Origin of the sequence: Streptosporangium subroseum (assembly GCF_900188345.1) — a bacterium.
Taxonomy (GTDB): domain Bacteria; phylum Actinomycetota; class Actinomycetes; order Streptosporangiales; family Streptosporangiaceae; genus Streptosporangium; species Streptosporangium subroseum.
Genome location: NZ_FZOD01000118.1, coordinates 1 through 10,298, shown reverse-complemented (window position 1 = coordinate 10,298; position 10,298 = coordinate 1). Strand labels below are relative to the sequence as shown.

1 protein-coding gene and 1 pseudogene are annotated in these 10,298 nt (G+C 71.9%); both read left to right on the top strand.

What is annotated here, in order from left to right:
* Window positions 1-122 (top strand): annotated as a pseudogene (locus CHC08_RS53185) (ketoacyl-synthetase C-terminal extension domain-containing protein); the annotation flags it as partial.
* A gap of 57 nt (window positions 123-179) precedes the next feature.
* On the top strand, window positions 180-10,298 hold a 10,119-nt coding region (locus CHC08_RS50405), incomplete at its 3' end, for a type I polyketide synthase (protein ID WP_179282643.1).

Sequence of the window (10,298 nt, the reverse complement as noted above, 5' to 3'; positions counted from 1 at the left end):
AGGCGCGGGTGTGGCCGGAGACGGGTCGGTCGCGGCGTGCGGCGGTGTCTTCGTTTGGGATCAGTGGGACGAATGCGCATGTGATTTTGGAGCAGGCGCCGGCTGTCGAGCCAGTGGATCCGGTTGGGCCGGTGGGGCCGGTTGGGCCGGTGGTGGTGTTGCCGGTGGTGCCGTTGGTGGTGAGTGCGCGGTCTGCGGGGTCGTTGGAGGCGCAGATCCAGCGGGTGCGGGCGTTGGGTGCGGCTCCGTTGGATGTCGGTGTGGTGTTGACGTCGCGGGCGGTGTTGGAGCAGCGTGCGGTGCTGCTGGGTGATGCGGTGATCCGGGGGACGGCGGCTGAGGGCCGGTTGGCGGTGGTGTTCACCGGTCAGGGCTCGCAGCGGGTGGGGATGGGCCGGGAGCTGTACGACGTGTTCCCGGTGTTCGCGGCGGCCTATGACGAGGTCTGCCAGGTTTTGGATCTTCCGCTGCACGGGTTGGATGCGGCGTTGTTGGATCAGACGGGGTGGGCGCAGCCGGCGATTTTCGCGGTTGAGGTGGCGTTGCTGGCGCTGGTGCGTTCGTGGGGTGTGACCCCGGAGGTCGTGGCGGGGCACTCGATCGGGGAGATCACCGCTGCGTATGCGGCTGGTGTCTTGAGCCTGGCGGATGCGGCCACGCTGGTGGCTGCTCGTGGTCGGTTGATGCAGGCGCTGCCCTCGGGTGGGGCGATGCTTGCCGTTGGGGCGGCGGAGGTGGATGTCCGGGCGCTCCTGGCCTCCATGGTCGGCGGCGATGCGTCGAACGGCGGCGGCGAGTCGAGTGGCGGCGGCGAGTTGAGTGGCGGTGGCTTGGCCGTCGCGGGTGGCGGCGAGTCGAACGGCGGCGGCTTCCCCGTTGGCGTCGCGGCGGTGAATGGTCCGGCGTCGGTGGTGGTGTCCGGGGCTGAGGCGGACATCGAGCGGGTCGTCGAGTTGGCCGGTGGCGACGCGTCGAATAGCGATAGCCCGGTCGTTGATGTCGCGGCGGTGAATGGTCCGGCGTCGGTGGTGGTGTCCGGGGTTGAGGGTGACATTGAGCGGGTCGCCGAGCTGGCGGCGGAGCGGGGTTGGAAGACGAGCAGGCTGCGGACCAGCCATGCGTTCCACTCCCGCCTGATGGAGCCGATGCTGGCGGAGTTCGCCGGGGTCGTCCGTGGGCTCGGTTTCAGTGAGCCGACGATCCCGGCGATTTCCACGGTGACCGGTGCGGCGGTGGCGGCGGGGCAGTGGACCGACCCGGACTACTGGGTCGAGCAGGTTCGTCAGCCCGTTCGGTTCGCCGACGCCATGGTTGCTCTGGACGCTGACCGCGTGCTGGAGTTGGGCCCGGACGGTGTGTTGACCGCGTTGGTTGGTGAGGCGAGTCCGGATGCGGTCGCGGTGGCCGCGCTGCGTCGGGGCCGGGGCGAGGTTACGACACTTCTCACCGCCGTGGCCGAGCTGTTCGTCAGTGGTCAGCGGGTGGAGTGGCGGGCGTTGTTCGAGGGCACTGCTGCCCGCCCGGTCGACCTGCCCACCTATCCCTTCCAGCGCCGGCGGTACTGGCTCGACACCGCCACCGACACCGGCGACGTCACCACGGCAGGCCTGTACGCGTCCGATCACCCGCTGCTCGGCGCCGCGATGCTGCTGGCCGACGGCGACGGCGCCCTGCTCACCGGCCGCCTGGCCGCGGGCGCGCCCGGCTGGCTCGCCGACCACCAGGTGTTCGGCGCCGTGCTCGTCCCGGGGACCGCGCTGCTCGACCTCGTCCTGGCCGCCGGACGGAGGGTGGGCGCGGGCGGTGCCGAGGAGTTGGTCCTCCGCGAGCCGCTGGTGATCCCGCCGCAGGGCGGCATCCGGCTGCAGGTACGGGTCGGGTCGGCGGATGACGCGGACCGCCGCGCGGTCACCGTCTACGCCCAGCCCGAGGACGGCGACGCCGATGACTGGACCACCCACGCCGAGGGCATGCTCGCCCCGGTTGCCGAGGCCGACGCCGACCTGAGCCTGGTCGCCTGGCCCCCGAGCGGCGCCGACGAGATCGCGATCGATGGGCTGTACGACGCGTTCGCCGATGCCGGGCTGGCCTACGGGCCGGCGTTCCGGGGCCTGCGGCGGGTCTGGCGGGTCGGCGAGACAGTGTTCGCCGAGGTCGCGGTCGACCAGGTAACCGACGGGTTCGGCGTGCACCCTGCCCTGTTCGACGCGGCGCTGCACGGGATCGGCGCCGGGGACCTGCTTTCGGGCGGGGAAGTACGGCTGCCATTCGCCTTCACCGGCGTGCGGATCATCGGGGCGTCCACCGGGGAACTGCGCGTCCGCCTCTCCCGGGGCGACAGCGCCGACACGGTACGCCTGCTGCTCGCGGACGGAGCCGGGCTTCCGGTCGCAGAGGTGGACGCGCTCCAGCTCCGGCCGGTCACGGCCGCCCAGCTGTCGGGTGGCGCGGCGGACCGTCTGCTGTTCGGCGTCGAATGGGTGCCGCAGGAGGTCACGCCCGAGCCGGAGAAGCCGGTCGCGATCACGCTCGATGATCCACTGCCGGCCCCCGCCCCCGCCGTGCTGGTGAACGCCACCGCGCCGGGCGCCGCCCGCGACCGCACCGCCGCCCTGCTCGCTCTGCTCCAGGCCTGGCTGACCGATCCGGCCTGGGCCGATTCCCGGCTGGTGGTACGGACCTTCGGGGCGGTGGGCGAGAAGGTCACCGACCCGGATGGTGCGGCGCTGTGGGGTCTGGTGCGGTCGGCGCAGTCGGAGCATCCGGATCGGATTCATCTGCTGGACGGCATCGAGGATGTGTTCTATCCGGTGCCGGAGGCGCTGGTGCGTGACGGTGTGGTCAACGTTCCCCGCCTGGTTCGGCTGAAGGCGTCAGGCTCGGCGGAGTTCGGGGACGGGGCGGTGGTGGTCACCGGCGCGACGGGCACGCTGGGGCGGCTGGTCGCCCGGCACCTGGTGCAGGCCCATGGCGTCCGCAGGTTGCTCCTGCTCTCGCGGTCGGGTGCGACCGCCGACCTCGAAGGTCAACTCGCGCCGGCGGAGGTGCGTTCGCTCGCCTGTGATGTGGCCGACGCCGACGCGGTCACCGAAGCCCTGCGGGGCGAGCCGGTGACAGCGGTCATCCACGCCGCCGGCGTGCTCGACGACGGCACGCTCGAATCGCTCACCCCCGAGCGCCTGGACACCGTCTTCCGGGCCAAGGTCGACGCCGCCCGTAACCTCGTCGCGGCGACGAAGGACCAGCCCCTGGCGGCGTTTGTGCTGTATTCGTCGGCGGCGGGTGTGTTCGGTAACGCCGGGCAGGCCAACTACGCGGCGGCGAACGCGTTCCTGGACGCGTACGCCACCCAGTTGCGGGCGCAGGGTGTGCCGGCGACGTCGCTGGCCTGGGGTCTGTGGGACGCGGGCATGGGTGAGACGCTCACCGATGCCGACCGGGACCGGATGCGTCGTGGCGGTGTTCTGCCGCTCACCGCGGAGCAGGGGCTGGCCGCGTTCGACGCGGCTCTCGGTACCGGAACGGCGCTGGTCGCCCCGCTGGTGATCGACACCGTCGCGCTCCGCGAAGCCACCGGTGCGCCGGCGCTGCTACGCGGGCTGGTCCGCGCCCCGGCCCGCTCGACCGCCGGTACCGCGCTCGGCCGACGATTGGCCGACCTGCCCGCCGAACAGCGCGTCGCGGCGGTGCTCGGGCTGGTCCGGGCGCAGGTGGCAGACGTGCTCGGCTACGGCCGGGCCGAGGACGTCGATCCCGAGCGGGCCTTCAACGAGCTGGGCTTCGACTCGCTCACCGCGGTCGAGCTGCGCAACCGGCTGGCCGCCGCGACCGGGCTGCGCCTGCCCTCGACGCTGGTCTTCGACTATCCGAACGCCACGGTGCTGGCCGGTCACGTCGGCGCGGAACTGGCCGACGCGGCTCCTGCGGCTCCCGCGGCAGCCGCGCCGACGCTTGCCGCCCGCGCCGACGAGCCGATCGCGATCGTCGGTATGGCCTGCCGCTATCCCGGTGGTGTCAGCAGCCCGGAGGAGCTCTGGGATCTGGTCGCGGCTGGCCGGGACGGGATCGTGCCCTTCCCCGAGGACCGGGGCTGGGACCTGGAGAACCTATATCACCCGGATCCGGATCATCCCGGCACGACCTACTCCCGGGAGGGCGGTTTCCTGCCGGGTGCCGCGGACTTCGATCCGGGCCTGTTCGGGATCTCGCCGCGTGAGGCGCTGGCGATGGACCCGCAGCACCGGTTGCTGCTGGAGTCCTCCTGGGAGGCGTTCGAGCGCGCTGGGATCGACCCCCGAACCCTGCGTGGATCCCGGACCGGCGTGTTCGTGGGCGTCATGTACGGTGACTACGCGAACGTCCTGGAGCAGGCCGAGGCGCAGGTCGAAGGGTTCCTCGGCACCGGCGGCAGTATCGCCTCCGGGCGGGTGTCCTACACGTTCGGTCTGGAAGGGCCGGCGGTCACCGTCGACACGGCGTGTTCGTCGTCGCTGGTGGCGCTGCACCTGGCCGTTCAGGCGCTGCGTAACGGGGAGTGTGAGTCGGCGCTGGCCGGTGGGGTCACCGTGATGGCGACCCCGGGGACGTTTGTCGGGTTCTCCCGGCAGCGTGGGTTGGCGGCTGATGGTCGGTGCAAGTCCTTCGCCGAGGGTGCGGACGGCACCGGTTGGGGTGAGGGTGTCGGCATGCTGCTGGTCGAGCGGCTCTCCGACGCGCAGCGCCTCGGCCACCCGGTCCTGGCGGTGGTGCGGGGCTCGGCGGTCAACCAGGACGGGGCCTCCAACGGCCTGACCGCCCCGAACGGCCCGTCCCAGCAGCGGGTGATCCGGCAGGCGCTGGCCAGTGCCGGTCTGACGTCGCAGGACGTGGACGCCGTCGAGGCGCACGGCACCGGTACCTCGCTCGGGGATCCGATCGAGGCGCAGGCGCTGCTGGCCACGTACGGGCGTGACCGTTCCGGCGAGCCGCTGTGGCTGGGGTCGGTCAAGTCCAACCTGGGGCACACCCAGGCCGCCGCCGGCGTGGCCGGGATCATCAAGATGGTGCAGGCGATGCGGCACGGCATGTTGCCCAAGACGCTGCACGTGGACGCGCCGACTTCGCAGGTGGACTGGTCGGCCGGGTCGGTGGAGTTGCTGGCCGAGGCGCGGGCCTGGCCGGAGGTTGGTCGGCCGCGTCGGGCGGCGGTGTCCTCGTTCGGGATCAGCGGCACCAACGCCCACGTCATCCTCGAAGCCGTACCGGTCACCGCACTGAAAGAGGTACCGCCACCGGCGCTGCCGGCCGTACCGGTCACCGCGCTGAAGGAAGTATCGCCACCGGCGCTGCCGGTCGTACCGGTGGTCCTCACCGCCGCGACCGAGCGGGCTCTCGCCGGGCAGGCCGAGCGGCTCCACAGGTACCTGCTGGCCCACCCGGATGCCTCGGTGTCCGATGTCGCCTGGACGCTTGTCCACCGGACGCCGTTGCCCCAGCGCGCGGTGGTGATGGCCGCCGATCGCGATCAGCTGCTCACCGTGCTCGGTGCTTCACCGCCGGCGGCAGAGGTCCGGCCTGGATCTCTGGCGGTGGTGTTCACCGGTCAGGGGTCGCAGCGGGCCGGCATGGGCCGGGAGCTGTATGCGGCCTTCCCGGTGTTCGCGGCGGCCTATGACGAGGTCTGTGCGGCTTTGGATCTCCCGCTGCACGAGCTGGACGCGGCGTTGCTGGACCAGACCGGCTGGGCGCAACCGGCGATCTTCGCACTGGAAGTGGCGCTGCTGGCGCTGGTGCGCTCCTGGGGTGTGACCCCGGAGGTCGTGGCAGGGCATTCGATCGGGGAGATCACCGCCGCCTATGCCGCCGGTGTCCTGAGCCTGGCGGATGCGGCCACACTGGTGGCTGCTCGGGGTCGGTTGATGCAGGCGCTGCCTTCCGGTGGGGCGATGCTCGCCATTGGAGCGGCGGAGGTGGACGTCCGGGCGCTCCTGGACTCCATGGCCGGTGGCGACGGGTCGAACGGCGGGGGTCTCGCCGTTGACGTCGCGGCGGTGAACGGTCCGGCTTCGGTGGTGGTGTCCGGGGTTGAGGGCGGCATCGAGCGGGTCGAGTTGGCCGGTGGCGACGGGCCGAATGGCGGTGGCTTTGCCGTTGATGTCGCGGCGGTGAATGGTCCGGCGTCGGTGGTGGTGTCCGGGGTTGAGGCCGGCATTGAGCGGATCGCCGAGCTGGCGGCGGAGCGGGGTTGGAAGACCTCGCGGCTGCGCACCAGCCACGCGTTCCACTCGCGGTTGATGGAGCCGATGCTGGCCGAGTTCGCTGAGATCGCCCGTGGGCTGAGCTTCAGTGAGCCGGCGATTCCGGCGATTTCCACGGTGACCGGCGCGGCGGTGGCTCCCGGGCAGTGGACCGACCCGGAGTACTGGGTACGGCAGGTCCGTGAACCGGTCCGGTTCGCCGATGCCGCTCGGGCGCTGGACGCTGCCGCCGTACTCGAACTCGGGCCGGACGGTGTCCTCACCGCGCTCGTCCGGGACGCGAACCCGGACGCGACGGCGGTGGCCGCGCTGCGCCGGGACCGGCACGAGGCCACGACCCTGCTCACCGCGCTCGCCGAACTTCACTCGACCAGCCTCACGGTCAACTGGAAGGCGGTGCTCGGTGGCGGCGAACGCCTCGACCTGCCGAGCTATGCCTTCGACCACCAGCGCTTCTGGCCACGTCGCCGGACCCTGCACGACGCAGACGCCGTCGGCCTCGGTCTGACCGAGACCGGCCACCCACTGCTCGGTGCGGCGATCGCGCTCCCGGACACGCCGGAGAGCGTGCTCACCGGTCGCCTGTCGGTCGCCACCCACCCGTGGCTGGCCGACCACACGGGCTTCGGCACCACGGTCGTCCCCGGCACCGCCCTGGTCGAGATGGCGCTCGCCGGTGGCGTACGGATCGGGGCACCGGTCCTCGACGAGCTTCTGCTCCAGGCGCCGCTGACGCTGCCGGCGTCCGGCGGCGCGCAGATCCGGACCACGATCAGCGCACCGGACGGCGACGGACGGCATCAGGTCGCCATCCATGCCCGGACCGACGACGAGATCCCCTGGACGCTGCACGCGACCGGCGTTCTCTCCCCGGAGGACATCACCGCCGCCGAGGAGGACGCCGACCTGATCGTGTGGCCGCCGGTCGGCGCGGAGGAGCTCGGTCTGGACGGCCTGTACGAGGCGTTCGCGGACGCGGGCCTGACCTATGGACCGGCGTTCCAGGGACTGAGGCGGGTCTGGCGGGTCGCCGGAGCCGTGTTCGCCGAGGTGACGACCGCCGAGTCGGCCGATGGGTTCGGCCTGCACCCGGCCTTGTTCGACGCCGCGCTGCACGCGCTCGGGGTGGGTGGTCTGCTGCCGGCGGCCGACGGCGCGCAGCTGCCCTTCGCGTTCTCGGGCGTGCGCGTGGTGGGCGCGGCCACCGGCACGCTGCGGGTCCGGCTCACGGCCGGGAGCTCCGCCGACTCGGTGCGGCTGCTGCTCGCCGACGAGGCGGGCCTTCCGGTCGCCCGGGTCGACGGACTGACGCTGCGTCCGGTGTCAGCCGGGCAGCTCTCTCGCGCCGCGGATGGCCTGCTGTTCGAGTTGGACTGGGTGGTACAGGAGGTCGCGCCGACCGCCGAAGCCTCGGTCTCGCTCGTACTCGGCGATCCGTTGCCGGTCCCGGTTGCCGTGGTGCCGGTGAACGCGACGGCCTCGGTCTCCGTGGCGTCAGTAAACGAAACGGCCCTGGTCTCCGTGGTGTTGGTGAACGCGACGGCTTCGGGCGCTGCTCTCGATCGGGCCTCCGCCCTGCTGTCGCTGTTGCAGACCTGGCTCGCTGACCCGGCCTGGGGCGACTCCCGGCTGGTCGTGCGGACTTTCGGGGCGGTGGGTGAGGAGGTCACCGATCCGGACGGTGCGGCGCTGTGGGGCCTGGTGCGGTCGGCGCAGTCGGAGCACCCGGACCGGATCCATCTGCTGGACGCCGACGAGGACGCGTTCTACCCGGCGCCGGAGGCGGTGGTGCGCGGCGATGTGGTGCGGGTGCCGCGACTGACTCGGCTTCAGGCGTCCGGTGCGGTGGAGTTCGGGGACGGGGCCGTGGTGGTCACCGGCGCGACGGGCACGCTGGGGCGGCTGGTCGCCCGGCACCTGGTGCAGGCCCATGGCGTCCGCAAACTGGTGTTGCTCTCGCGGTCGGGTGCGACCTCCGACCTTGAAGGTCAACTCGCGCCGGCGGAGGTGCGTTCGCTCGCCTGTGATGTGGCCGACGCCGACGCGGTCACCGAAGCCCTGCGGGACGAGCCGGTGACGGCGGTGATCCACGCCGCGGGTGTGCTGGATGACGCTCTGCTGGCCGATCTGACTCCCGAGCGGTTGCAGACGGTGTTTCGGGCCAAGGTCGACGCCGCCCGCAACCTCGCCGCGGCGACGAAGGACCAGCACCTGGCGGCGTTTGTGCTGTATTCGTCGGCGGCGGGTGTGTTCGGTAATGCCGGGCAGGCCAACTACGCGGCGGCGAATGCGTTCCTGGATGCCTATGCCACCCAGTTGCGGGAGCAGGGTGTTCCGGCGACCTCGCTGGCCTGGGGTCTGTGGGATGCCGGTATGGGTGAGACGCTCACCGACGCCGATCGTGACCGGATGCGTCGTGGCGGTGTCCTGCCGCTCACCGCCGAGCAGGGGCTGGCCGCCTTCGACACTGCGCTCGCCAGTGGACGGCCGCTTGTCGCGGCGATGGGCGTGGACACCGCGGCACTTCGTACCGCCGACTTCGTGCCGTCACTGCTGGCCGGCCTGGTCCCCCGCCGTACCGCGGTCGCGCAGGGCAGCCCGCTGGCCCAGCGGCTGGCCGCGCTCCCCGAGCACGAGCGGGCTCGAGCGGTGCTCGCGCTGGTCAGCGCTCAGGTCACCGCCGTGCTCGGGTACGCGTCACCGGACCAGCTCGACCCCGACCGCGCGTTCGGCGAGCTGGGCTTCGACTCGCTGACCGCGGTCGAGCTGCGCAACCGGCTGGCCGCCGCGACCGGGTTGCGGCTGCCGTCGACGCTGGTCTTCGACTATCCGAACGCCACACTGCTGGCCGCTTTCCTCGGCGAGCGGCTCTCCAGCACGCACGGTCCGGCCGTCACACTCACCCACCGCACCCGTGTGGACGACGACCCGGTCGCGATCGTCGGCATGGCCTGTCGCTATCCGGGTGGTGTCAGCAGTCCGGAGGAGCTCTGGGATCTGGTCGCGGCCGGTCGGGACGGTGTCGGGTTCTTCCCCGAGGACCGGGGCTGGGACGTGGAGAACCTGTATCACCCCGACCCTGATCATCCCGGCACGACCTATTCCCGGGAGGGCGGTTTCCTTCGGGGCGCCGCAGAATTCGATCCGGGCCTGTTCGGGATCTCGCCGCGTGAGGCGCTGGCAATGGATCCGCAGCAGCGGTTGCTGCTGGAGACGTCCTGGGAGGCGTTCGAACGCGCCGGGATCGATCCGCTGGGGCTGCGCGGACAGCGGATCGGTGTGTTCGCCGGCCTGATGTACCACGACTACGGCTCGCAGACCGCCGAGGTGCCGCCCGGCGTCGAAGGCTTCCTCAGCACGGGCAGCTCCGGCAGCGTCGCCTCCGGCCGAGTGTCCTACACGTTTGGTCTTGAGGGTCCGGCGGTCACCGTCGACACGGCGTGTTCGTCGTCGCTGGTGGCGCTGCACCTGGCGATCCAGGCGTTGCGTAGCGGGGAGTGTGACGCCGCGCTGGCCGGTGGCGTGACGGTGATGGCGACCCCGAACACGTTCATCGGGTTCTCCCGGCAGCGCGGCTTGGCCGCCGACGGGCGGTGTAAGTCCTTCGCCGAGGGTGCGGACGGTACCGGCTGGGGTGAGGGTGTCGGGATGCTGCTGGTCGAGCGGCTCGCCGATGCCCAGCGTCTGGGCCACCCGGTCCTGGCGGTGGTGCGGGGTAGTGCGATCAACCAGGACGGCGCGTCCAACGGTCTGACCGCCCCGAACGGCCCGTCGCAGCAGCGGGTGATCCGCCAGGCGCTGGAGTCTGCCGGTCTGACGTCGCAGGACGTGGACGTCGTCGAGGCACACGGCACCGGTACTTCACTCGGGGATCCGATCGAGGCGCAGGCATTGCTGGCCACGTACGGTCAGGATCGGGAGACGCCGCTCTGGCTGGGGTCGGTCAAGTCCAACCTGGGGCACACCCAGGCCGCCGCCGGCGTGGCCGGGATCATCAAGATGGTCCAGGCCATGCGGCACGGCATGTTGCCCAAGACGCTGCACGTGGACGCTCCCACCTCC